This window comes from Citrobacter sp. RHB35-C21 (assembly GCF_013816515.1).
GTDB lineage: Bacteria > Pseudomonadota > Gammaproteobacteria > Enterobacterales > Enterobacteriaceae > Citrobacter > Citrobacter braakii.
On record NZ_CP057147.1, the window covers coordinates 2,894,490 to 2,918,022 of the forward strand.

Here is a 23,533-nt window from a genome sequence, read left to right on the forward strand (position 1 = left end):
ACGCGTATCAGGTATGCCTGCTATCTATCAAACAGTAATATCTTTCCACTCGATAATTTTTAATGCCCCAGTCGGACAAGCATTGGCGCACTCCCCACATAACACACATTTTGAGGATTTTTTTGTTTCGGTATTCACGGTCGCCATCATCCACGGGCAGGCGGTGGTACAAGCGCTGCAGCCAATACAACGTTTATGATCCACCGCAATACAGCCGTCTTCCTGTTTCCAGGTAATAGCGCCAATGGGGCAGACCTTCATGCATTGCGGATCTTTGCACTGACGGCAGGTATCAGCGGTATAGTTTAAATCGCCATAAAGTCCGCCACCGGACCCGACGCCATCATCGCCAAAGAAGAAGTTGCGATGGATTTTTATACGGGAAAAGAAAGTCCCCACGGCACCATCGTTATAATTGGTACAGGAAATTTCACAGCGGTGGCAGCCAGTACAGCGCGCTCGCTGGGTCACCAGCACCCCTTTCGGCGTATTGATAAGCCCCACGGTACCGCTGTCGATATCTTCCTGCTTACAGCCAAAAAGTGATAACAGTGCAGGGGCGATGGTTAATCCTGCCAAACCTTTTCCTGATATCCGCAGAAATTCAAGCCGCGTTAAACCACAATCTAAAAATGGACGATCAACCTGATTCATTTATTTCGCATCCTCTTCGCAAACGCTGTGTTAGCAACACCTCCAGGCTAAATTAAACCCGTGCAACTCAAGCCATTTCGGGCGGTTAATGTTGCCAACAACACGTAAATTTTTGCCCTAACCTGATCGCGTAAAATGACGGTGGTTAAACTGAATGAATCTAATCCTTTAGGGTTAGGCGTAACGATAATGTGGTTATTCAGCGCTCATAGTTTTGATCGTCATCAATTAAAAAACGGAAGGGAAATAATAAATGCGGAGTGAGATTTATTATCATTAAGATAAGTTGAAATAATATTTCACATGCTTTGCAAATATTTGTGACTCTACTCGCATATATATTTTAGTATATCATTCGGAATATAACTAAATATACAGCGAAGGTTACTCTTCTAATTGCAGCACTAAATTATATATATTGATAAATTAACGTGACGAGAATAAAAGGACGGCGAACGAGACCACCATCCTCTTTTTGTGGATTAACCGGCTAATGCTTTAATGACGGTCTCAATAGCCTGTTTTTCTAACTCGCTGCGCTTCACACGCTGGTTGGCGAGGGTGGTTCTCAGTACTCCCGCAATGACGATATGCTTAGGCTCTTGTCCCAGATCGCGCATTTCCAGCACTACTTTACCGACTACTCTGCACATTTCACGGTACAACTCATCGTCTTTGGTCTGATTTCCCATTTTTTCCCGCTCGTCATTAACTCAAACCAACAGCATATATCAGTCTGACGGATTAGACAAAATTCAATGAAAATCAAATAAATGTCATAAATTTACTGAATCCTCTGCAGTCGATTAACCAGTTCAGCAAGACTCCCCGCCTGCATTTTTTCCATCACCCGCGCCCGATGAACCTCAACCGTGCGCACGGCAATATTCATGGCATCAGCAATTTCCCGATTCATTAACCCTTTTGCTACCAGTTGCGCCAGCTCTCGCTCCTTTGGCGTAAGCTGCTGATAGCAAACCACGATCTCTTGTCGCGAAAAGGCGGCGTGAGAAATCTGCACTGCATGCTCTAACGCCGCTTGCAGAGGCGCGGCGGAAACCGGCTTTTGCAAAAAATCGACCGCACCGCGTTTCATTTGTTCAACCGCCATCGGCACATCGCCATGCCCGGTGAGAAATACCACCGCCAGCGTACTCTCACGCTGGCGCATGGCTTCATGCACAGCATGCCCATCCAGTACAGGCATACGCATATCCAGCAAAAGTACGCCCACCTGGTGCAGATTTGCCTCAACGAGGAATGTTTCGCCTTGCTCCCAGCAACACACCTCATATCCCAGACTTTCCAGTAAAAACGCGCAAGCCTGGGTGACGGCAATATCGTCATCCAGCAGATGAATGATTGCCACGACGGCCTCCCTCCGGGTTTTGCTTAAAATGTAATGTCACCACCACGCCCGCTTTTTCATCTGGAGCCTGATGATTTTTGATCTCAATGTCTCCGTTTGCGTAGCGCACCAGCCGCTGGCAAATGGCTAGCCCCAGCCCCATGCCCTCTTTACGGGTGGTCATAAACGGCTGAAAAGCCTGGTACAGCTGCACCTCATCAATACCTCCGGCGTTATCCTGCACCTGAATACTCATATCACCATCCTCACGCTGAGCGCTAAACCACACGGTGGTTGCCCCCGCCTGGGCGGCGTTGAGAACCACATTAGCCAGTACCTGTTCGAGGAGAACACTCGGCAACGTTAATGTTAACGCCTTACCGATCTGCGTTTGCAGCGCTACCGCCGGAAATTGCTGGGGCATGCGTAATAATTGCCAGACGTGATGGATAGCATCGTGAACGTTAACAACTTGCCAGTCATCGGTCATCACCGGATTGCCCTGTGCCTGGCTGACCCACTGGCGAAGATTGTGCAGCGTATCAGCCCCCCGCTGCGCCTGGGTATCAATGTGCTCCAGCGCGGGCAGCAGCGGATGCTGTTGATCCTGATTACGCAGGCGGATCAGACAGCCCTGCGCATAATGACGGATAGCCGATAGCGGCTGATTGAGCTCGTGGGCAAAACCCGACGTCATCTCGCCAAGCACGCTCATTTGGCGAGCGGTTTCCAGCTCCTGTTCCTGTTTGCGCAACAATACGTTGTTTTGCTCCAACTGCCTGCCGCGTCGGCGGACCAGCAACATCACCCAGATGTAATTGAGCGTCAACAACAACAAGACAAGAGCCGCGGCCCCCATCGCCAGCCGATGTTGAATAAACCAGCTTTTGACATCCAGCCACAGCTGGCGCTGCTGCGGATGCTGGCGGACATCGCGCAGCAACGCTTCCACCTCGCGGGTCGAGGCGGGCGCCCCCCAGCGAAACGTCGCGTTCTGCGGCGCATTGAACAGGGCCCGCGTGACGCGATCGGCCAGCTCGTCGCTTACCGCAGGCAGTGCCGCAAATGACCAGTCAGGATAGAGCGGCGTACTGGTTAAACAGGGAATCGACGTTGGATGGTTAAGCACGGCCGTAAAATCTGTTTTACGAATAAGCCCTTCTTCGTCCATTTTTTCCAACAGGCACACCGGCACAATCACTGCCTGCACGGCTTTTTCGCGTAATAAATAGAGTAAGGCATCGGCGGGAAATCCGGTAAACGTCAGGCGCAAATCGCGCTCCGGGCGCAGCCCGGCATCGCTGAGCGCTTTATATCCCAGCAAATAGCCGCCAAATGCCTGAGCATCAATGGCACCCACCGTTTTGCCGATCAGATCGTGTGCGGAGGTTATCCCGCTATCGCGCCTGACGAGGATCGCGCTGCCAATCACATTACTGGTGGCTTTCCCCCCGCGAGTAGAACGGAGTGACGCCAGCCAGCGTAGCGCAGCGCGGCTGTTTAGTTGAACAAATTGCGCCGGATTAGTGACCACAAATTGTACCGTTCCACGATTCACCGCCTCCTGCATCTGCCGCAGGTCCAGCGGTTGAATATGAAACTGTTCGCCGGGAATTTGCTGATTCAACAGGGTTTCCAGCGGCTGCCAGTGATTACGCGTGGAGACCTCCCCACGCATCGCCAAAACGCCAATGTTCCATGTCTGAGCCCTGACCACACCGCTTAGCATCCATAGCGACACCAGCACCGTCAGACATTTTGCTACGTTGCGTCCCACTCAATTATCCCTGTCAATTATGTTGTTTTAGATCAACAACAAGCCGGGTATGTGGTTAACCACAATAGAGTACCCCCCGTCACGATTTTTACACTGTAAATCATCAAGATTCTTTATTCATCACACGCAAACCAACGGCGTGACCAATGTTTCGTTGTTGCATCGTGACGGGAGAAAATATGGACAGCAGTAAACGGCAGTTTCTCCAGCAACTGGGCGTCCTGACCGCTGGCGCATCACTGGTACCCTTGGCTCAGGCGCAATTTCCCTTCTCGCCTGAACGCCATGAAGGCTCACTTCAGCATCGCTACGCCATGCTGGTTGACCTGCGACGCTGTATCGGCTGCCAGGCCTGTACTGTCAGTTGCGCCATTGAAAACCAGACGCCGCAGGGTGAATTTCGCACCCTCGTTAACCAGTACCAGGTGCAGATTGAAGGTCAGCAGAGCGTCACCAACGTCCTGCTGCCGCGGCTGTGCAACCATTGTGATAATCCTCCCTGCGTGCCCGTTTGCCCGGTACAGGCTACCTTCCAACGCGAAGACGGCATTGTGGTGGTCGACAACACGCGCTGCGTGGGCTGCGCCTACTGCGTGCAGGCCTGCCCTTATGATGCGCGGTTCATCAACCATGAAACACAAACCGCCGATAAATGTACCTTTTGCGTTCATCGCCTCGAAGCTGGCCTGCTCCCGGCCTGCGTGGAATCCTGCGTCGGCGGCGCGCGCATCATAGGCGATATCAAAGATCCGCACAGCCGGATTTCTCAAATGCTGCGTGAACACCATGACGCCATCAAAGTCCTGAAACCGGAAAACGGGACATCACCGCACGTGTTCTATCTGGGTCTGGACGAAGCGTTTGTAACCCCGTTGATGGGACGTGCTCAACCCGCTCTCTGGCAGGAGGTTTAAATGAACCATTCACTGGTTATTGAAGAGGTTTTGGCCCATCCCCAAGACGTAAGCTGGTTACCCTGGGCCGTACAATATTTCTTTTTCATCGGCATTGCCGCCTGCGCCGCGCTGTTCGCCTGCGTACTTCACTGGCGTAAACAAGAGATGCCGGAACTGGAAAACCTGACGCTGTTAATCGCCCTGACCTGCGCGATTACCGCGCCGCTGGCGCTGACCGCTGACTTACACCAAACCGCCCGCGTCTGGCATTTCTACGCCTGGCCGACGCCGTGGTCCTGGATGCCCTGGGGCGCGCTGTTTTTACCTCTATTTACCGGCTTCTTAGGTCTGTGGTTTCTGGCGCAGCATGTTAAACGGTTAACACTTAAAAGTTACAGTGTCACTAAGTGGTTGGCGATAGGTAGCGCCTTGTCAGCCATCGGGTTGCTGGTATACACCGGCCGCGAAGTGTCGGTAGTGCAGGCGCGTCCCGTCTGGTTCAGCTACGCCTTTCCGGTTGCGATGTTCCTCAGCGCGCTGCAAACGTTTCTCGCCCTGCTCATCGCCGCGACAAAACGCGAGGGAACATTGACTCGCAAACTGGCGTGGGGGCAGACAGTCACCCTGATGGTACTGGCTTTGGTCGTGGTGATATGGGTGAGCGGCAATACGCTTTCCGGTTCGGCTATTCGCCAATGGCTGAACGTTGCCCCGTTAGCACGACACTACGCCATCGGTTGGGTTGCGCTATGGCTTGTTTCGCTTGTCCTGTGCGGGCTGGTGCTCCGTAACCCCTTATCACTGCCGCTGCGCATATTACTTGCATTTAGCGCGATGGCGCTGTGCTGGCTGATGCGCTGGACGTTACTTATCCAGGTGCAGACCGTACCGAAATTTAACGCGCTGTTTAATCCTTATACCCTGCCCGGTGGTACCGATGGCTGGCTGGCCATTGTGGGCACCTTCGGCCTGTGGATAGCACTGATCATTATTGTTCGTGAAGCCCTGAACGCGATCGCAAGGAGAATGCAACATGGCTAATTTAACCCGTCGTCAGTGGCTTAAAGTAGGCCTTGCCGTAGGTGGCATGGTGACTTTTGGCCTAAGTTATCGGGATGTGGCAAAGCGCGCGATAGACGGTTTGCTGGACGGCTCCTCGGGCAAAATTACCCGAGACCGCATCTTTGGTAACGCCCTCATCCCCGAAGCCAATGCCCAGCCGCGCTGGCAGCAGAACCCGCAGCAGGTTATCTCCATGACACAGTGCTTCGGCTGCTGGACGCAGTGTGGCGTGCGGGTGCGCGTTGACAGCGAACAAGGCAAGGTGTTGCGCATTGCGGGCAACCCCTATCACCCATTGTCTCACGAGCACCATATTGACGCCTCCGTCCCCTTTGCCACCGCAATGGAACAACTGGCGGGCGAAACGGGTCTTGACGCGCGTTCCACGGCCTGCGCCCGTGGCGCAACCTTACTTGAAGGTTTATACAGCCCGTTACGCATTCTCCAGCCCATGAAACGTGTCGGCAAACGCGGTGAGGGAAAATGGCAGCGCATCAGCTTCGAACAGCTGATCAAAGAGGTGGTGGAAGGCGGCGACTTGTTTGGTGAAGGCCACGTTGACGGCTTGCGGGCAATCCATGACACCAACACACCGCTTGATGCCAGACATCCCGGCTATGGCCCTAAATCCAATCAACTGCTGGTCACTAATACCAGCGATGAAGGACGTGATACATTTTTGCGCCGCTTTGCATTAAATAGTTTTGGCAGTAAAAACTTCGGCGCTCATGGCGCTTACTGTGGTCTGGCATACCGGGCCGGTTCCGGTGCGTTAATGGGCGATCTGGATAAAAATACCCATGTGAAGCCCGACTGGGACAATGTCAAATTCGCGCTATTTATGGGAACGTCTCCGGCGCAATCCGGTAACCCGTTTAAGCGCCAGGCTCGCCAACTGGCCAGCGCCCGTTTACGCGACGACTTCCGTTACGTGGTGGTGGCACCGGCCCTGCCATTGACCACGGTGCAGGCTGACAATCGCGGCCACTGGCAGCCTGTACGACCGGGAAGTGACTCCGCGCTGGCGATGGGGATGATCCGTTGGATTATCGAAAAACAGCGTTATAACGCCGATTATCTCACCATTCCCGGCGTACAGGCCATGCAGCAGGCCGGGGAAAAAAGCTGGACTAACGCCACACATCTGGTGATTACCGATGAGCTTCCAACCCTTGCCGGACAGCATTTAACCCTCGCGCACCTGAGTGCAAACGCCGCCCAGGATCCGGTGGTCATTAACGAGGCCGGCGAAATTGTCGCCGCCAGCAGTTGCCCACGCGCGCAGCTGTTCGTCACCCGCCAGGTCACGCTGGCAGACGGTCAGACGGTGACGGTAAAAAGCAGCTTCCAGTGTCTGAAAGAGTCCGCCGGGAAACTAACGCTGACGCAGTACAGCCAGCAATGCGGCGTGTCTGAAGCTGACATTGGCGCCCTGGCCGACGCGTTTACCCGCCATGGCCGCCAGGCAGCGGTGATTACGCACGGTGGAATGATGGCAGGCAATGGATTTTATAACGCCTGGTCGGTGATGATGCTCAATGCGCTGATTGGCAATCTCAGTCTTGAAGGCGGCGTATTTGTCGGCGGCGGCAAGTTCAATGGCGCCACCGACGGTCCGCGCTACAACATGGACAGCTTCGCCGGGAAGGTAAAACCAAAAGGATTAAGCATCGCGCGCAGTAAAACTGCTTATGAGTCTTCCGAAGAGTATCGCAATAAGGTGGCCGCCGGACAATCGCCCTTCCCGGCCAAAGCCCCGTGGTATCCGTTTGTCGCAGGCCAGCTTACCGAACTCCTCGTCTCGGCGCTGGAAGGCTACCCTTATCCGCTGAAAGCCTGGATCTCCAACATGACTAACCCGTTCTACGGCATCGCAGGGTTGCGCGGCGTGGCGGAAGAAAAGCTCAAGGATCCTGCGCGTCTGCCGCTGTTTATCGCTATTGACGCCTTTATGAACGAAACCACGGCGCTGGCCGATTACATCGTGCCGGATACACACAACTTCGAAAGTTGGGGATTCAGCGCCCCGTGGGCCGGCGTTGCCAGTAAAGCCACCACCGCGCGTTGGCCGGTAGTGACAGCGGCAACCAGCAGTACCGCTGATGGTCAACCCGCCTCGATGGAATCTTTCTGTATCGCAGTGGCAAAACGTATCGGGCTCCCCGGATTTGGTGACAATGCGATTACCGATCCGCAGGGCAATCACTATCCGTTGAATCGTGCGGAAGATTACTACCTGCGACTCGCCGCCAATATTGCGTTTATGGGCAAAGCGCCGGTCGCTGAAGCGCAACCGGAAGACCTGGCGTTGACTGGGGTACAGCGGATCGTGCCGGTGATGACCCAAACGCTGAAAGCCGATGAAATCAGCCGGGTGGCGTTTATCTACTCCCGCGGCGGGCGTTTTGCGCCAGACAACAGCGGGCGGGTTGAGAATCGGATAGGCAATGCGTGGGAAAAACCGCTACAAATCTGGAATGCGGACGTCGCCGCGCACCGCCATGCAATTACCGGCGAGCGCTACAGCGGCTGCCCGGCCTGGTATCCTTCACGCCTGTCAGATGGGCGTGCGGTCGAGGAGTTGTTCCCGGAACAAGAGTGGCCGCTGAAACTGATTTCTTTTAAATCCAATACCATGTCCAGCGCCACGGCGGTGATCCCACGTCTGCATCATCTGAAGCCGGTTAATCTGGTGGCGCTTAATCCGCAGGATGGTCAACGATATGGTTTAGCGCACGGCGATATGGTGCGTATCACCACGCCTGGCGGTCAGGCGAAGGCGCAGATAAGCCTGCTTAATGGCGTGATGCCGGGCGTGATCGCCATTGAACACGGTTATGGGCATAAAGAAATGGGCGCGGCGCAGCATACGCTCGACGGCAAGCCGATGGCGTTTGACGCACAAATAAGGTCGGGGATTAATCTCAACGATTTGGGCTTTGCGGATCCTACCCGGCAGGTAGCCAATACCTGGCTTGACTGGGTGTCAGGTGCAGCGGTGCGCCAGGGTTTACCAGCGAGGATTGAGCGAGTGAAACTCTAGCGCCGGATGGCCACGCCAACGCGTTTTATCCGGCCTACAGAACGTCGTAGGCCGGATAAGGCAACGCCCGCGGATCAGTTATTTACCGGGATCACCGCACCTTTATATTTGGTGCGGATCCAGTCCTGGATTTCTTTTGAGTGCAGGACATCAACCAGCGCCACGATATCTTTTTTCTTCTCGTCGCCACGATGCACGGTAATGATGTTGGCATACGGGTTGTTTTCACCACTTTCGACGGCGATAGGATCTTTCACCGGATCCAGCCCGGCGTCGATGGCGTAGTTGGCGTTAATCACCACCGCATCGCCTTCGTCGTTGTTATACATCTGCGGTAACAGCGCGGCTTCCACGTTAGGCAGAAACTTCAGTTTTTTCGGGTTCTCGACGATATCGCTAATGCGCGCGGTGACTTTATCCACGCCCGGCTTCAGCTTGATTACGCCCTCTTTTTCGAAAATCGACAGAATACGGCCTTCCTCAGATACCGCATCGCGCATGATGACCTTGCCGCCTTCCGGCAGATCTTTAAGCGATTTCACTTTTTTCGAATAGATCCCAATTGGCTCGATGTGAATCGCTCCGGCACTGACGAAATCATAGGTTTTATCGCCCGCATGATCTTTAATCACGCTGTTCAGGTACGGAATATGCTGGAAGTAGTTAGCGTCAATCTCACGGCCAGCCAGCGCGGTGTTGGGCAGAATGTAATCCTGGAACGGTTTAATCTCTAAATCGATCCCTTGCTTCGCCAGAATAGGCTTAGCCTGCTCAAGGATCTCCGCGTGCGGCACGTTTGAGGCGCCAACGGTCAGAGTATCTGCCCAGGAGGCAAAGCTCAGGGCGCTTAAGGTTGCTGCGGCGAGTAACGTCAGTGATTTTTTCATGATAATGGTTTCCGTATTTTATTAGCGTTTATCTAACAGAGAGGTGATCACATCGCCGCAAAGCTGGATGATGAAGACAATGAGCAAAATCGTCACCGTCGCCACCAGCGTGACGTCGCTGTGGTTGCGCTGGAATCCTTCCAGATAGGCCAAATTCCCTAAACCACCGGCACCAATCACCCCTGCCATCGCGCTGTAGCTGACCAGCGCAATCAGCGTCACGGTGATCCCGGACACCAGAGCAGGAGAGGATTCCGGCAGTAAAACCCGAAAAATAAGCGTGCTTAGCCGTGCGCCCATCGAACGCGTCGCTTCAATAACGCCTTTGTCGACTTCACGCAGGGCTATTTCGACCAGACGCGCATAAAACGGTGCGGCCCCTACGATCAGCGCAGGCAACGCGGCATTAGCGCCGAGAATGGTGCCAACCATCGCTTTGGTAAACGGGATCAGCAGCACGATCAGAATGATGAACGGGATGGAACGAAAGATATTCACCACCAGCGAAATAACGCTATACACCGCGCGATTGTGAAACAGTCCGCCGCGTGCGGTCAGGAACAGCGCCAGACCAAGTGCAACGCCCAGGACAAAGGTCGCCGCGCCAGAAAGGACCGTCATGTAGAGCGTTTCCTGGGTTGCTGCCAGCAGTTGCTCCCACTTCAGATGAGGAAACAGTTCTTCAGCCATGGTTGATTACCTCGCCTTCAATGTCGCTCTGGCGCAGATCGGCCAAAATATTGTTCAATTGTTCCTCAGAAGCCACAACGTGCACCCAAAGCTGACCAAACACGCCGTGCGCGGTTTGCGTCATCTTGCCGTGTAAAATGTTAAACGGCAGGCCATAGCGCAGGGTCAATTCGCCAACCACAGGCCGATGCGTACGTTGCCCGGTAAACGTTAGCTTGATCACCACACCGCCCAGCTCGCTGGCCAACTGTGGGTTAAACTCGTCTTCCTCGGTGTACTGACTCACCTGACGAACAAACTGTCGGGTGATCGGCAGTTGGGGATGGGTAAAGACGTTGAGCACGTCGCCTTCCTCAACGACCCTGCCGTTTTCCATTACCGCGACGCGATCGCAGATTTTGCGTACCACGTGCATTTCATGCGTGATCAGCACAATGGTTAATTTGAAGCGGCGATTAATATCGAGCAGCAAATCGAGGATTTGATCGGTAGTTTGCGGATCCAGCGCCGAAGTGGCTTCATCACACAGCAGAACGTCAGGATTGTTCGCCAACGCACGGGCAATTCCTACCCGCTGTTTTTGCCCACCGCTAAGCTGGGACGGATACGCATTTTCACGACCGCTCAGCCCCACCAGCGAAATCAGTTCAGCAACTCGCGCTTTAATTGATGCTTTTGGCGCTCCAGCAATTTGCATAGAGAACGCAATATTTTCACTAACCGTTCGTGACCACAGCAAATTGAAGTGTTGAAACACCATGCTGATTTTCAGTCGCGCCTGACGTAACGCTTCCCCACGGGCGGCAGAGATATCGTGGCCGTTAATCGTTACGCTGCCTGAAGTCGGTTTTTCCAGACCATTAAGTAAGCGTATTAAGGTGCTTTTCCCCGCCCCGCTGTAACCAATAATTCCGTAAATCTGTCCCTGTTCAACCGTCAGGTTGACGTTATCGACAGCGGTAATGGCAAGCCTGCCTGGCGTAAACACTTTCGAAATATTTTTCAGGACAATCATGTCGTTTAGGTATCCGCTGCTGCTTATTGTTCTGCTGCTAGCGCCTTTGGCTATTTAGCAGTATGGATGTCCAAACGAGTGTAATCAGTGAGATTGGCTTTTAAAATGAATTAAAACGCATTTGATATAACTTTTAGAAATATGTCGGTTTGGTCGGCGTTATACACAAAAAGTCAGGGATTGGGATGACAATTACACCTTGTTGCGCAACAAATGCTGCTGCGAATAACCTCTTTATCCATACCTGGAAACAAATTAATGAATATTTTCTGTAAAACTGCACAGAAGTGTTTTGAAACGCTGTTTCCATTTTCCTTTTTGATAATTTTCAGCGTATAATGCGCGCCAATTGTCTCTTGAATGGTTTCAGCACATTGACCTGTAAAACTCAACGACTACAAAACTCACCATCACGTTGGGCTGAAACACAAGCACACATTCCTCTGCACGCTCTTTCGATGTCACCTATCCTTAGAGCGAGGCATCACAACTTTCGTAACTCAGGTTTAGCTTCCCGTCCGTGCGCGGCGGGAGCCAGATTTCCATATCCTTCTCAACTTAAAGACTAAGACTGTCATGAAAAAGACGAAAATTGTTTGCACCATCGGTCCGAAAACCGAATCCGAAGAGATGTTAACCAAAATGCTGGACGCGGGCATGAACGTCATGCGTCTGAACTTCTCCCACGGGGACTATGAAGAACACGGTCAGCGCATCAAGAATTTGCGCAACGTCATGAGCAAAACCGGCAAGAAAGCCGCAATCCTGCTCGACACCAAAGGTCCGGAAATCCGTACCATCAAACTGGAAGGCGGTAACGACGTTTCCCTGAAAGCGGGCCAAACCTTCACCTTCACCACCGACAAATCCGTTGTCGGCAACAACGAAATCGTTGCTGTTACTTATGAAGGCTTCACTAAAGATCTGTCCGTCGGCAATACCGTTCTGGTTGACGATGGTCTGATCGGCATGGAAGTTACCGCTATCGAAGGTAACAAAGTTATCTGTAAAGTGCTGAACAACGGCGATCTGGGCGAAAACAAAGGCGTTAACCTGCCGGGCGTTTCCATCGCGCTGCCAGCACTGGCTGAAAAAGACAAACAGGACCTGATCTTCGGTTGCGAGCAAGGCGTTGACTTCGTTGCAGCATCCTTTATCCGTAAACGTTCTGACGTCGTTGAAATCCGTGAGCACCTGAAAGCGCACGGCGGCGAAAACATCCAGATCATCTCCAAAATCGAAAACCAGGAAGGCCTGAACAACTTCGACGAAATCCTCGAAGCATCTGACGGCATCATGGTTGCTCGTGGCGACATGGGCGTTGAGATCCCGGTTGAAGAAGTTATCTTCGCGCAGAAGATGATCATCGAAAAATGTATCCGTGCACGTAAAGTCGTTATCACTGCGACCCAGATGCTGGACTCCATGATCAAAAACCCGCGTCCGACCCGCGCTGAAGCCGGTGACGTAGCGAACGCCATCCTCGACGGTACCGATGCAGTAATGCTGTCTGGCGAGTCTGCAAAAGGTAAATACCCGCTGGAAGCCGTCACCATCATGGCAACCATCTGTGAGCGTACCGACCGCGTGATGACCAGCCGTCTGGACTTCAACAACGACAGCCGCAAACTGCGCATCACCGAAGCCGTTTGCCGTGGCGCGGTTGAAACTGCAGAAAAACTGGATGCTCCGCTGATCGTTGTAGCAACCCAGGGCGGTAAATCTGCTCGCGCAGTACGTAAATACTTCCCGGATGCCACCATCCTGGCGCTGACCACCAACGAAACTACCGCGCGTCAGCTGGTGCTGAGCAAAGGCGTTGTTGCACAGGTGGTTAAAGAAATCAGCTCTACCGATGATTTCTATCGTCTGGGTAAAGAAGTCGCTCTGGAAAGCGGTCTGGCTCAGAAAGGTGACGTTGTGGTGATGGTTTCCGGTGCACTGGTTCCGAGCGGCACGACCAACACGGCATCCGTTCACGTACTGTAATAATTCCAACGCGAATTAATTTGCTTAAAAAAGCGCCCTGGTGGCGCTTTTTTTATTTTATCGATAGCTACAATTAATAAAAAATCAAATCGGATTTCACTATCTAATCCGTGATTATCTAAGATGAATCCGATGGAAGCTTTCTGTTTTCACTCGGGTTTTTAGCCGTTTTTGCACAATTCGATGCTTCTTTGAGCGAACGATCAAAAATAAGTGCATTCCCATCAAAAAAATATTCTCAACATAAAAAACTTTGTGTAATACTTGTAACGCTACATGGAGATTAACTCAATCTAGAGGGTATTAATAATGAATCGTACTAAACTGGTACTGGGCGCGGTAATCCTGGGTTCTACTCTGCTGGCAGGTTGCTCCAGCAACGCTAAAATCGATCAGCTGTCTTCTGACGTTCAGACTCTGAACGCTAAAGTTGACCAGCTGAGCAACGACGTGAACGCAATGCGTTCCGACGTTCAGGCTGCTAAAGATGACGCAGCTCGCGCTAACCAGCGTCTGGACAACGCAGCTACTAAATACCGCAAGTAATAGTATCTGTGTAATAAAAATGGCGCACATTGTGCGCCATTTTTTTTGCTCTGAATTTCCCTTCCCTGTTATTGCGTAGCGCGCACCTCTGCATCCTCTCCCGGCACGCCATTTTGTGCAGACTTCACTTCCGCGCCATTGCTTACGACCGACGCTTGCCCGGCCGTTACGGTGACCGGATAGCCCGCACGACGATACAAGGCTCTTTCCACCAAACTATTATCCACGGCTTTATTGTCTTTAAACTGGGTAAAACCGGCTGGCAGCACATACGGCATGGTCTGGACGTTTTGCTCCTCTTCCGGCGACAGCGGTCGATGCACCTCGACATAGCGCATTCCGTTCGGCTCTATCGAATATTTTATCGGCTCATTAATCACCCGAACCGGCGTTCCTGTCCGGACCTGAGCAAACAGTGCTTTGATGTCCGGCGCGTTCATGCGAATACACCCAGAACTTACGCGCAGTCCCACGCTGTCCGGCGCACTGGTGCCATGGATCAGATATTCACCGTTTCCATGCGCCAGACGCAGTGCAAAGCGTCCTAACGGGTTATTTGGCCCGGCAGGTACTACCGGCGGTAATGTTATGCCGCGCTCCAAAGAGCGTTTACGGATGCCTGCTGTAGGGGTCCAGGTCGGATTCGGGATTTTCTGCCCAACCCGGGTTTCCATTACCGGCGTTTCCAGCCCCTGCAAACCGATACCAATTGGGAAAACCTGAACAATATTCTCTCCCGGCGGGAAGTAATACAGACGCAGTTCCGCCAGATTCACAATAATGCCTTCTCGTGGTGCATCCGGTAGCAGTAATTGCGAGGGAATAGTAATCAGCGTTCCGGGTTTAGGTACGGGGGCAATAGTATTATTGGCTTCAAGGATCAGCATTGCGGCGGTATCAAACTTACGGGCAATCGCCTGTAGGTTTTTATCGCCTTCCTGCACGGTGTAAGTTTGATTTTGCCCAACAAGACGGCTGTTCGCCTGAGGCAAAGGATAATCGACCGCCCATGCGGCCTGAATAGCGCTGTAAGCGCCGATTAGCATTAACGTAATAACAGACGCGCGTTTCATACTCACCCCCCTGGCGTTCCTGCCGGACGGCGTCGAGCGCCCGATCCGGCCTACGAGTCACTGCGTTGCACTACCTCACTCTTTCACGTCGAGCTGAAATTGACGTGTTTTATCAGTTTAGCTAAGAGTTGCGGCTTTGGTGCGAATAGCCCGAATCATCGCCTCCAGCCCTTGTGAACGAGACGGTGTGAGATGCTGTGCGAGCGCCATTTTTTCAAACCACGGACGCACATCAAAATTCACAATATCCTGGGCGGTCATGCGGTCATATAAAATGAATACGACCGCGATAAGCCCTTTCACAATTGCCGCATCGCTGTCGCCCTGTAATTCAATAATTCCTTCAGCATTCTGACGCATGACAATCCATACCTGACTTTGACAGCCCTGGATGCTATTTTCCGTATTACGATCGTCGTCGTTTAATTCCGGCAAACGCTGACCCAGTTCAATAATGTACAGGTATTTCTCTTCCCAATTAGCGCAACGCAGAAAATTACGCAACAACTTTTCTTTATCCGGTAGCGCAGCCATAACGCCTCCCTGTTATCCCAGTAAGTGATGAATACGCTTGAGGCCCGTTACCAGGCGATCCACTTCTTCATGGGTGTTGTACATGGCAATCGACGCCCGGCACATCGCAGGAACGTTATAGTAGGCCATCAGCGGCATGGCGCAGTGATGCCCTGTCCGCACGGCGATGCCATAGTTATCAAGAAAACTCCCGACGTCATAGGCGTGATGTTTGCCGAGGTTAAACGCAATCACCCCCAGACGATTATCCGGCCCGTAGAGCGTTAAATCCGGCACATCCGCCAGCTGTTCCAGCGCATAGCGCATCAGGAATTGTTCATATTCGCTGATTTCAGTAAGCCCCAGCGCGGAAACATATTCAATAGCCGCGCCGAGTCCAATAATCCCCCCGGTGTTTGGCGTTCCGGCTTCAAACCGCCAGGGGGCTTTGGCCCACGTCGTCCCCAGGCTCAGACTCACCGTCGCAATCATCGATCCACCGCCTTCCCACGGCGGCATCTCCTGCAGCAACGACTCTCTGGCATACAGAACGCCAATACCGGTTGGCCCGTAGAGCTTGTGCCCAGAGAAAACATAGAAGTCGCAATCCAGCGCCTGCACATCAACCTGATGATGCATAACTGCCTGTGCGCCATCCACCAGCACTTTCGCGCCGTATTGATGCGCCAGCTCAATCATCTCAACCAATGGGTTTTCCGTGCCCAGCACGTTAGACACATGGGTAATCGCCAGCAGTTTCGTGCGATCGTCAAACAGCGTCGGCAACGTTTCCAGTTGCAACGTCCCCTCTGTATTGAGCGGAATAACGCGCAGTTCTGCACCTACGCGGGCGCACAACATCTGCCAGGGCACAATATTGGCGTGGTGCTCCATTTCGCTGATGATAATGTTATCGCCCGCCCGCACATTGCTGCCGCCCCAGCTGTTAGCTACCAGGTTAATACCTTCCGTTGTGCCGCGAACAAACACCAGTTCTTCAGCTGAACGGGCGTTGATAAACAGCGAGGCGAGCTTGCGCACATTCTCCATTTTTTCCGTGGCCTGCGCGCTCAACGTATGGATCCCGCGGTGGACCGCGGCATAGCCGTGACGGTAAAACTCGGCTTCGGCATCAATCACCTGGTTGGGCTTTTGCGCGCTGGCGGCGCTATCCAGATACGCCAACGGTAAACCGTTCACTTCACGCGTCAGGACCGGAAAATCAGCCCGCACTTTTTCAATGGGAAATGTCATGCTACGCCTCCCGGCAAGCGTTGGGCGATCCGTGCCAGGACCTGTTGTTTCAGCGTTTCCTCGCCCAAGGCTTCCGTCAGCTCAGCGGCAAACGCATAGAGAATCATTTGTTGGGCATCCTGCTGACCGATCCCGCGCGAACGCAGATAGAACATCTGCTCGTCGTCGATCCGCCCTACCGTCGCCCCGTGGCTGCATTTCACGTCGTCGGCATAAATTTCAAGCTGCGGTTTGGTATCCACTTCCGCCAGTTTTCCGAGCAGCAAATTATTGTTGGTCATCTGACCGTCGGTTTTAATGGCGTGCTGAGCGACGTTGATCAGGCCATTGAATACCGCGCGCCCCTTATCGCTGACAATCGTTTTATGCAGTTGTCGACTGTTGCAATATCCCTTGTTGTGCGCAAGCCAGGTGCGGGTATCGCAGACTTCATTTTTCACCGGCATCGCCAAACTGTTAAGCCGAAGCGTGGTGTTTTCGCCGTTAAGCTGGGTGCTGGTGTTATGGCGCAACACCGCATCACCGAGTAAAAAGCTGTGGCTGGCGGCCGTGGCATCAGCGCCCAACTGAATATCATTATGCGCGAAGTGGTGGCTGAGCGGATTCTCAAACGCCAGTTTGATGTGGCGCAAGTGTGCGTTTGCCGCGACGTTCATCGTTAATCGTGCACCGGTAAAATGGCGATATTCGCTGAGGCTGACATACTGTTCAATGACGGTGGCTTCTGCGCCTTCTGCCAGGTCCAGATGGTGGCGATAGTGCGCCGTGTTCACCTCATCACCCGCCAGCCCCTGGGTAATGTGCAGCAGCAGCAACGGTTTTGCCGGTCGCTGGTTACGCCTCACCTGAATGTGCGTTACGCTGCGGGAGAGGCTTTCGGTCAGGTGCAGAAAGACTTCCGGTTGGATAGCCGCCGGTAGCGACTGGCGCACATCATCAACGGTAATGTTAAACCCGCTACCTTCTGCGCTGTCGCTGAGCGTTGGACAGAATTGCCCGTCAACAAACACCAGGCGGACAGCATCAATAGCTGGCGCTAACGCTTCACACTGGGCGGACGTTATCTCAGTGACATGACTGACAAACTGGCTGTTGGTTAATCCTTCCAGCGGTGTGTATTTCCAGTCCTCATGCTTACGCGTTGGCAGTCCCAGACGCAGCATCTGCTGCAGGTGCTGTTGGGCGTGGTGCGAGCGCGTCTCCCCTTGCGTTTCAAACAGATGATGCCACTGTTGCAGCACGTTACTGCTGTTCGCTAAGCCAGCCATAACCTTGCTCCTCCAGTTGTTTGACCAGCGTGAAATCGCCGGATTTCACAATTCGCCCCTGGTAGAGAACGTGCACATAATCGGGTTTGATGTAATCCAGGATGCGCTGATAGTGGGTGACGATAATGAATGAACGTTGCCCGTCGCGCAGCGAGTTCACGCCATCCGCAACGACTTTCAGCGCGTCGATATCCAGCCCGGAGTCCGACTCATCAAGAATGCACAGCTGAGGTTCCAGCACCGCCATTTGCAAAATGTCATTACGCTTTTTCTCACCACCAGAGAAACCAACGTTGACCGAACGCGTTAGCAAATCTTCCGGCATCTTCAATAACGCGATTTTCTCTTCCATCAGATCCTGGAAGTCAAACCTGTCCAGCGACTCTTCGCCACGGTAGCTGCGCACCGCATTCAGTGCCGTTTGCAGGAAAAACTGATTACTGACGCCGGGGATTTCTACCGGATACTGAAATGCCATAAAGATCCCTTCACCGGCCCGGTCTTCGGGTGACAGTTCCAGTAAATCCTTACCGTTGAATTCTACCGTCCCGCCGGTGACTTCGTAGTCATCGCGCCCGGCGAGCGTTGCGGAAAGCGTACTTTTCCCGGAACCGTTCGGCCCCATAATGGCGTGTACCTCTCCGGGGCCAATATCCAGGCTCAGCCCACGCAGGATCGCCTTATCTTCCACACTGACCTGTAAATTTTTAATGCTTAACATGTGCTTTCCTTAAATTTTAACCGACGCTGTGTTCAAGACTTATGGCGAGAAGTTTTTGCGCTTCAACGGCAAATTCCAGCGGCAGTTCAGAGAACACGTCTTTACAGAAACCATTAACGATCATCGAAATGGCATCCTCTTCGCTGATGCCGCGCTGCAAACAGTAAAACAGTTGGTCTTCACCAATGCGCGAGGTCGTGGCTTCATGCTCAAGCTGGGCGCTGTTGTTACGACACTCCACATACGGGAAGGTGTGCGCTCCACAATCCGCGCCAATCAGCATCGAGTCGCATTGGGTATAGTTGCGGGCGTTGGTTGCGGTCGGCATGATCTTCACTAAGCCGCGATAGCTGTTTTGACTGTGTCCCGCGGAGATCCCTTTCGAGATAATGGTCGATTTGGTGTTCTTGCCGATGTGGATCATCTTGGTGCCGGTATCGGCCTGCTGATAACCACTGGTCAGCGCGACGGAGTAGAATTCGCCGATAGAGTTGTCGCCGCGCAGAATACAGCTTGGGTATTTCCAGGTAATGGCCGAGCCGGTTTCCGACTGCGTCCACGACATTTTGCTGTTTTCGCCTTCGCACAGAGCGCGCTTGGTGACGAAGTTCAAAATGCCGCCGGTGTTACCATCACCAGGGAACCAGTTTTGTACCGTCGAGTATTTCACTTCGGCATCTTTGTGGATGATGACTTCCACCACTGCGGCATGCAGTTGGTAGCTATCGCGTACCGGGGCTGAACAGCCTTCGATATAGCTGACGTAACTGCCCTCATCCGCAACCAGAATGGTGCGTTCAAACTGACCGGTTTTTTCCGCATTTATACGGAAATAGGTCGACAGTTCCATTGGGCAACGTACACCTTTCGGGACATAAATAAACGTGCCGTCGGAGGCCACCGCCGCATTTAGCGCCGCAAAGAAATTGTCATTACCCGGGACAACCGTACCCAGATATTGTTTTACCAGCTCAGGGTGATCGTGAATCGCCTCACCAAACGAACAGAAAATAATGCCCTGTTCCGCCAGTTTATCGCGATAAGTTGTCGCCACCGACACCGAGTCAAAAATGGCATCAACCGCCACCTCTTTGCCTTCGCGGACCGGCACGCCAAGCTGCTCGAATGCGTCCTCAACTTCTTTACTTAAAAACGCATTCGCCCCCGTTTGCTGCACCGCGCCCGGCTCAGACGCGCAGGTTTCATCGCAATTACCGCAGGACGGCGCGGAGTAATAACTGTACTCCTGGTAGTTCAGCTTATCGTAATGCGCTTTTAGCCAGTGCGGCTCTTCCATGGTCAGCCACGCTTTAAAGGCATTCAGGCGAAATTCCAGCATCCAGTCGGGTTCATTACGTTTTGCCGAAATCGCGCGCACGACATCTTCGTTGATCCCTTTCGCCAGCTCATCGGTTTGTAGATGGGTGAAGAAGCCCTCTTTGTAATTAAGGTGCCCGCCAGCCCAGGTGTTGACATCGTCAGTTGCTTCAGTATTACGAGACATAGTACCGCCTATACCCCAAAACTTTCGCCACAGCCGCATTCGTTCTGGGCTTTCGGGTTATGAAATTTAAATAGCTGATTTAATCCTTCGCGCACGAAATCAACTTCTGTGCCGTCGATAAACGGCATCGCCTGTAACGGTACATAAAGTCTGGCCCCCTCCGTTTCAAACAGCAGATCGTCTTTTTCCGCCTGGCGAACGGTGTCCAGCACGTAGCCAAATCCCGCGCATCCCGTTTGCTTCACGCCTAAACGCACGCCTAACATGTCGGGTTGCTTTGCCACCAGCTCGCGGATGTGCGCCGCAGCCGCTGGCGTTAACGTCAGACCACGCCAGGCAAAATCGTCCGGGTTAAATGTTCCTGAATGCAATTCCATAGGGTTACCTCGAGTCACTAGCTTTCAAGCTATAACAACATGTTAGTGATAATGATTATCACTTCAACCCCTCAACAGCAGGGGCATTCGGGTTAATCGCCCTTTTTGCCCCCTTTTATTAAGCATAGACCCTGCTGCGTGGGTTAACAGGGATGGATTTTTTTGTTCAATGCATTGATTAATAATGGATTAAGTAATTTCAATCGGCGAGACAGGTCGATAATCAAAAGATGTATAGAAAATGACTATTTCTGTGATAGAAGGGGTAACTTCCTCTGTCAGGCTATACCTAACCAGGGAGTTATCAGAGATGAGATTCGCAGAGCGGTGAACGGACAAAAGTTAACGGCTGGCTAACCACCCATTGCCATTTTTCACTCGCCCGTAGGCAGGGGTTATATTATTTTCAAGCTGATACGGTGACCAGAACAGCGCACACAGTAATGATTTACCAAAGGGTCTGTTCTGCATTCTCTGTGCGATATAAAGCGGTTTTGATTCTTTAAACTTAAATGTCACCACGGCTATTTTTTGACAACACCGGTCTGCAGACTCACGGCAAGTAGGTACAATCCCGTTCGGGCACTACGTGAAGACAACAAAAAACCCTTAAGGCTGCTTGCTGGCAGGCTTAAGGGTTCCGGCCCCATCCGGCGCTTATCTCCGGCACTCACGATGGCTTAGCTCTTGAAGGGGCGATAAGAATAATCTCACTTCCGGATATGTTTTGTTTAACACAAATTGCGATTTGACTATTTTATAAGCGTATTCAATCAATTATTAGGCGCTGTTTTTCACTGAGCGCGTCCAGCAACAGGCGCAGTCCTGCAGGCTGATGCTCCCGCGAAAGATATAAACCATAAATTGGCAGGCTTTTTGGTTGAAGCTCGGGCAAGAGTCTAACCAGCTTTCCCTGTGCCAGCCCTTCCCGCGCCTCCAGTTCCGGCACCAGCGCAATGCCCGTTCCCGCCAACGCCGACTCACAAAGCAACGAAGAGATCCCGGCGCTCAAATTGCCTTTAATCGCAACAGCGGCAGCCCGCCCCTGGGCATCCAGAAAGTGCCAGGATTTTCCGGCAAACCCGCTGTAGTAGAGACAATTATGCTGCGTAAGGTCGTCGATAGTCTCAGGAGTGCCATGTTGATGCAGGTACTCTACAGACGCGCACAGTACCGATTTACAGTCGCCAAGGCGACGGGCGATAGTTCCAGGTTCAGGGTTTTCCGTTATACGGATCGCCACATCAATGCGTTCTCCCACGAGGCTTACCGGTTGATTATTGATCTCCACCTCAATACGCAGTTGCGGATACTTCGTCAGAAACGCGGGCAGTACCGGCGCTAAAATATGCATAGCTGTAAAATGCGCACAGGCCACACGTAGCGTGCCAGAGGGAGTTTGCGCGGCGCTGGCGGCACCAATATCCAGCGAAAGCTGCGCCAGAGAACGCGTTTTCACCAATGCATCTTCACCCGCTGGCGTGATTGTCAGACGGCGCGACGAGCGATGGATAAGCCTTGCACCCGCCCATTTCTCCATCTCGTCGAGGTAACGACTGACCATCGGACGGGAAAGCCCCAGCGCACGCGCGGCGGCGCTCAGACTGCCCAAATCACAGATATGGTTGAATACCGTTGCCGCCATCACTCTGTCCATTGCATCCCATCCGATCGTTTTATGAAACTCAGCATGTCCTAATAAGGGAATTCTAACAGATCCGAATTTCCTTAAAATACAGGAACTATCAAAAGACAATTTCCTGCACAAGGATACCTGACATGAAAGTTAAAACGCTGGCCCTGCTGTTACCTCTGTTCGCCTCTTCAGCCTTTGCCGCGACGCTACAGCTGGACGTCTACAATCCACAGGACAAGGCTATTTTCCCGGTCTCTTCAACGCTGGTTTCAGGACCGAAAGAAGCAATATTGTTTGACGCACAGTTCAGTACTAAAGATGGTGAACAGCTGGTGCAGATGATTCGCGCCAGCGGTAAAACGCTAAAGGCCATCGTGATCACCTCCGGCGATCCGGATTTCTATTTCGGACTGCAGCCTATCGTCAAAGCCTTCCCACAGGTAAAAGTCCTGGCAACACCGCACGTAGTAGACCATATCCGTGCCACCAAAGAGGCCAAACTGCAATTCTGGGGTCCGCAAATGAAGGACGGCGCACCAACATCGCTCACCGTTCCGCAAGCGACAACGCAAACGCATTTCACAGTTGATGGTGAAACGCTGGAACTGCGCCACCCTAATGATTATGCAGCCTACGTCTGGATCCCGGCGAACCGTGCCATTATTGGCGGTACCGGAGTGGCGTCTGGTATACACGTCTGGACGGCGGATACGCAATCTGCAGAACAGCGTAGCGCGTGGCGTAGCGTACTGAGCGAAATGCAGAAGTTACAACCCACCCAGGTGGTCCCGGGGCATTACATCGGCGAACGCCCTGCGGGCGATAAAGCGATTCGCTTCACACAGGACTATCTGCAATCGTTTGAGCAGGCGTTAGGGGCGAAGAAAGGTTCGGATTATGTGATTAAAACCATCACCGCGGCATGGCCAGGTCTTGCAGACGCAAGTTCTCTGGAGCTAAGTGCAAAGGTTAATACTGGTGAGATGAAGTGGTGATTGAGATTTAACGCAAAAAATAACCCCGAACGCGTGTCGGGGTTTCATTACGATAAGCATACCGGAATCAATGAACGCCCATGCGCCAGGCAAAATAGATCTCTTCTTTTAGTTCAGTCGAAGAAAGCGTCAATAAATCCGCGAACTCTAGCTCTAACTGTTTCAGTCTTTTCAGGTACTGAGCTGGTGAAAGATCGGTTTTATCACGACGTAAAAACTCTATTGCCAGTTGGGCCGGGTCTAATTGGGTAGACATATCATCCTCGCTTGTGTTCAAAACCTGCA

23 protein-coding genes are annotated in these 23,533 nt (G+C 52.6%); 7 read left to right on the forward strand and 16 right to left on the reverse strand.

The window, feature by feature from the left end:
• Positions 1–27: 27 nt before the first annotated feature.
• The 4 genes from HVZ39_RS14130 to ttrS form a co-directional block, all read right to left on the reverse strand.
• On the reverse strand, positions 28–654 hold the full coding sequence (locus HVZ39_RS14130; RefSeq protein WP_016152920.1) for a ferredoxin-like protein: 627 nt from the start codon (positions 652–654) through the stop codon (positions 28–30).
• Between the two features lie 482 nt (positions 655–1,136).
• Positions 1,137–1,346, reverse strand: coding sequence for a fumarate hydratase FumD (gene fumD / locus HVZ39_RS14135; protein ID WP_003029345.1), 210 nt, complete (start codon positions 1,344–1,346; stop codon positions 1,137–1,139).
• 92 nt (positions 1,347–1,438) lie between these two features.
• Complete coding sequence (gene ttrR / locus HVZ39_RS14140; RefSeq protein ID WP_181632577.1) at positions 1,439–2,023, reverse strand: tetrathionate respiration response regulator TtrR; 585 nt, start codon at positions 2,021–2,023, stop codon at positions 1,439–1,441.
• Complete coding sequence (gene ttrS, locus HVZ39_RS14145) at positions 1,998–3,731, reverse strand: tetrathionate respiration histidine kinase TtrS (protein WP_249419353.1); 1,734 nt, start codon at positions 3,729–3,731, stop codon at positions 1,998–2,000. Before ttrS ends, ttrR begins: the two co-directional genes overlap by 26 nt.
• A gap of 227 nt (positions 3,732–3,958) precedes the next feature.
• On the opposite strand from ttrS, the gene ttrB reads away from it, so the two are divergent.
• From ttrB to ttrA, 3 genes are read left to right on the forward strand one after another with little or no spacing between them, the layout of a single operon-like run.
• Positions 3,959–4,693: a tetrathionate reductase subunit TtrB gene (gene ttrB / locus HVZ39_RS14150; protein ID WP_019076686.1), complete on the forward strand. Its 735-nt coding sequence runs from the start codon at positions 3,959–3,961 to the stop codon at positions 4,691–4,693.
• Complete coding sequence (ttrC, locus tag HVZ39_RS14155) at positions 4,694–5,716, forward strand: tetrathionate reductase subunit TtrC (RefSeq protein WP_047417786.1); 1,023 nt, start codon at positions 4,694–4,696, stop codon at positions 5,714–5,716.
• On the forward strand, positions 5,709–8,780 hold the full coding sequence (gene ttrA / locus HVZ39_RS14160; protein ID WP_181632578.1) for a tetrathionate reductase subunit TtrA: 3,072 nt from the start codon (positions 5,709–5,711) through the stop codon (positions 8,778–8,780). Before ttrC ends, ttrA begins: the two co-directional genes overlap by 8 nt.
• A gap of 74 nt (positions 8,781–8,854) precedes the next feature.
• Here ttrA and HVZ39_RS14165 read toward each other — a convergent pair whose 3' ends face one another.
• From HVZ39_RS14165 to HVZ39_RS14175, 3 genes are read right to left on the reverse strand one after another with little or no spacing between them, the layout of a single operon-like run.
• A complete protein-coding gene (locus tag HVZ39_RS14165) occupies positions 8,855–9,667 on the reverse strand; it encodes a MetQ/NlpA family ABC transporter substrate-binding protein (RefSeq protein WP_003029358.1) in 813 nt (270 codons plus the stop codon).
• Positions 9,668–9,688: 21 nt separating this feature from the next.
• Complete coding sequence (locus tag HVZ39_RS14170; RefSeq protein WP_016152914.1) at positions 9,689–10,357, reverse strand: methionine ABC transporter permease; 669 nt, start codon at positions 10,355–10,357, stop codon at positions 9,689–9,691.
• The gene (locus HVZ39_RS14175) at positions 10,350–11,372 is read right to left on the reverse strand and encodes an ATP-binding cassette domain-containing protein (protein WP_181632579.1); all 1,023 of its coding nucleotides are present in this window, start codon (positions 11,370–11,372) and stop codon (positions 10,350–10,352) included. Before HVZ39_RS14175 ends, HVZ39_RS14170 begins: the two co-directional genes overlap by 8 nt.
• Positions 11,373–11,746: 374 nt before the next feature.
• Between HVZ39_RS14175 and HVZ39_RS26640 the strand changes: the two genes are divergently transcribed.
• The 3 genes from HVZ39_RS26640 (at position 11,747) to lpp (ending at position 13,907) form a co-directional block, all read left to right on the forward strand.
• Complete coding sequence (locus HVZ39_RS26640; RefSeq protein WP_242637968.1) at positions 11,747–11,941, forward strand: hypothetical protein; 195 nt, start codon at positions 11,747–11,749, stop codon at positions 11,939–11,941.
• A gap of 7 nt (positions 11,942–11,948) precedes the next feature.
• A complete protein-coding gene (gene pykF / locus HVZ39_RS14180) occupies positions 11,949–13,361 on the forward strand; it encodes a pyruvate kinase PykF (RefSeq protein WP_016152912.1) in 1,413 nt (470 codons plus the stop codon).
• 309 nt (positions 13,362–13,670) lie between these two features.
• On the forward strand, positions 13,671–13,907 hold the full coding sequence (gene lpp, locus HVZ39_RS14185; RefSeq protein WP_003029373.1) for a murein lipoprotein Lpp: 237 nt from the start codon (positions 13,671–13,673) through the stop codon (positions 13,905–13,907).
• 68 nt (positions 13,908–13,975) lie between these two features.
• On the opposite strand, the gene HVZ39_RS14190 is transcribed toward lpp, so the two are convergent.
• The 8 genes from HVZ39_RS14190 to HVZ39_RS14225 form a co-directional block, all read right to left on the reverse strand.
• On the reverse strand, positions 13,976–14,980 hold the full coding sequence (locus tag HVZ39_RS14190; protein WP_016152911.1) for a L,D-transpeptidase family protein: 1,005 nt from the start codon (positions 14,978–14,980) through the stop codon (positions 13,976–13,978).
• A 117-nt stretch (positions 14,981–15,097) separates the two neighbouring features.
• Entirely contained in the window at positions 15,098–15,514 is a 417-nt protein-coding gene (gene sufE / locus HVZ39_RS14195; protein WP_016152910.1) for a cysteine desulfuration protein SufE, read from the reverse strand.
• A gap of 12 nt (positions 15,515–15,526) precedes the next feature.
• Positions 15,527–16,747 carry a cysteine desulfurase SufS gene (gene sufS / locus HVZ39_RS14200; protein WP_181632580.1) on the reverse strand — a complete coding sequence of 407 codons (1,221 nt, stop codon included), beginning with the start codon at positions 16,745–16,747 and terminating at the stop codon, positions 15,527–15,529.
• Positions 16,744–18,015 carry a Fe-S cluster assembly protein SufD gene (gene sufD / locus HVZ39_RS14205; RefSeq protein WP_181632581.1) on the reverse strand — a complete coding sequence of 424 codons (1,272 nt, stop codon included), beginning with the start codon at positions 18,013–18,015 and terminating at the stop codon, positions 16,744–16,746. The genes sufS and sufD overlap by 4 nt, the downstream gene beginning before the upstream one ends.
• Positions 17,990–18,736, reverse strand: a complete 747-nt coding sequence (gene sufC / locus HVZ39_RS14210) for a Fe-S cluster assembly ATPase SufC (protein ID WP_016152907.1) — start codon at positions 18,734–18,736, stop codon at positions 17,990–17,992. Before sufC ends, sufD begins: the two co-directional genes overlap by 26 nt.
• A 16-nt stretch (positions 18,737–18,752) precedes the next feature.
• Positions 18,753–20,240: a Fe-S cluster assembly protein SufB gene (sufB, locus tag HVZ39_RS14215; protein WP_016152906.1), complete on the reverse strand. Its 1,488-nt coding sequence runs from the start codon at positions 20,238–20,240 to the stop codon at positions 18,753–18,755.
• Between the two features lie 8 nt (positions 20,241–20,248).
• Positions 20,249–20,617, reverse strand: coding sequence for a Fe-S cluster assembly scaffold SufA (gene sufA, locus HVZ39_RS14220; protein ID WP_016152905.1), 369 nt, complete (start codon positions 20,615–20,617; stop codon positions 20,249–20,251).
• Between the two features lie 769 nt (positions 20,618–21,386).
• Positions 21,387–22,274: a LysR family transcriptional regulator gene (locus HVZ39_RS14225; RefSeq protein WP_181632582.1), complete on the reverse strand. Its 888-nt coding sequence runs from the start codon at positions 22,272–22,274 to the stop codon at positions 21,387–21,389.
• 122 nt (positions 22,275–22,396) lie between these two features.
• Between HVZ39_RS14225 and HVZ39_RS14230 the strand changes: the two genes are divergently transcribed.
• Positions 22,397–23,248 carry a Vmh family MBL fold metallo-hydrolase gene (locus HVZ39_RS14230; protein ID WP_101700835.1) on the forward strand — a complete coding sequence of 284 codons (852 nt, stop codon included), beginning with the start codon at positions 22,397–22,399 and terminating at the stop codon, positions 23,246–23,248.
• 67 nt (positions 23,249–23,315) lie between these two features.
• Here the strand turns inward: HVZ39_RS14230 and HVZ39_RS14235 are convergent, their stop codons facing one another.
• Complete coding sequence (locus tag HVZ39_RS14235; protein ID WP_029139522.1) at positions 23,316–23,504, reverse strand: YdiH family protein; 189 nt, start codon at positions 23,502–23,504, stop codon at positions 23,316–23,318.
• Between the last annotated feature and the right edge of the window lie 29 nt (positions 23,505–23,533).